This window comes from Cryobacterium sp. TMT2-17-1, from assembly GCF_004402765.1.
Taxonomy (GTDB): Bacteria; Actinomycetota; Actinomycetes; order Actinomycetales; family Microbacteriaceae; genus Cryobacterium; species Cryobacterium sandaracinum.
Genome location: NZ_SOGC01000026.1, coordinates 1 through 1,196 on the forward strand (window position 1 = coordinate 1; position 1,196 = coordinate 1,196).

At 68.1% G+C, this 1,196-nt stretch carries 1 protein-coding gene; it reads left to right on the forward strand.

Annotation, left to right across the window (positions count from 1 at the left end):
* Positions 1-222: 222 nt before the first annotated feature.
* The gene (locus E3O47_RS06155; protein ID WP_104099225.1) at positions 223-1,026 is read left to right on the forward strand and encodes a GNAT family N-acetyltransferase; all 804 of its coding nucleotides are present in this window, start codon (positions 223-225) and stop codon (positions 1,024-1,026) included.
* Positions 1,027-1,196: the final 170 nt, after the last annotated feature.

Here is a 1,196-nt window from a genome sequence, read left to right on the forward strand (position 1 = left end):
TCGAATCCGTCAATACCAAGATCCGACTACTCACCCGAATCGCCTTCGGCTTCAAATCACCCGACGCCCTCATCGCCCTGGCCATGCTCAGCCTCGGCGGCCACAAACCCGCACTCCCCGGCCGGGTTTAACCCACGGATGAAGCAGGAGAGCCAAAATCTCCGTCGAATTAGCACGGTGGTCGGCTGCCGGGGACCGGGCCTGGTGTGGTCTACTCGACGCATGAGCGTTGAGCCGGGGGTTTCGCAGCAAGCCGTGCGGCAGGCGGAGGCCGCCGCGGATGCAGCCGCCGAGGCTGCCGGGGTGACCGTGCGGCAGGCTGAACCCCGCGACCTGGCCGCGGTGATCGGCCTGTTCGAGCGCACCTGGGGCGTGGGCCACAGCCCCGACAGGTCGATGCTCCTGGCGCTCGACTTCGCCGGCAACACCGTGATGGTGGCGACCAAGGCCGGCAAACCGGTCGGCGCGACGCTCGGCTTCCTCGGCTGGACCGACGGCATCCACCTGCACTCGCACATGGCAGCGGTCGTGCCGTGGCAGCGCGGCAGTGGGGTCGGCTACGCGCTCAAACTGTTCCAGCGGGCACTCTGTCTGCAGCACGGCGTCGCAGACATGCGCTGGACTTTCGACCCGCTGATCCGCCGCAACGCGCACTTCAACCTGGTCAAGCTGGGCGCCGAGGTGGTGCGCTTCCTGCCGGATTTCTACGGCCGGCTCGACGACGTCATCACCGGCAGCGACCGGAGTGACCGGTTCGAGGTGCGGTGGCGACTCGATTCTCCGCGCACCCTCCGGGCACTGGCCGGCGAACTCCCCCCAGTCTGGTCGGGCAGCGACTCGCTGTCTCTTGACGTGGACTTCGAGCGGCTGCGCGCCGACGACCCGGCCGAGGCCGTCCGGCGCCGGGACGAGTCCCGGACACTGTTCCAGAACAACCTGTCTCGCGGGATGCGCCCCGAGCTCACTGAGAACAACGATTACATCTTCACACCGGATGTCCCCGATCGCCGGCCGGCCCCCGACTGAGCCTCGTCGGCCCTGCCCGCCCTGCCCGCCCTGCGCGCCGTGCGAATTCGACGGAGATTTTGGCTCTCCTGCTGCTTCTGTGGGTTAATCCCGGCCGGGGAGTGCGGGTTTGTGGCCGCCGAGGCTGAGCATGGCGAGGGCGATGAGGGCGTCGGGTGATTTGAAGCCGA

Coding starts and splice junctions, on each gene's coding strand:
- E3O47_RS06155 (WP_104099225.1), top strand. CDS start 223: ATGAGCGTTGAGCCGGGGGTTTCGCAGCAAGCCGTGCGGCAGGCGGAG.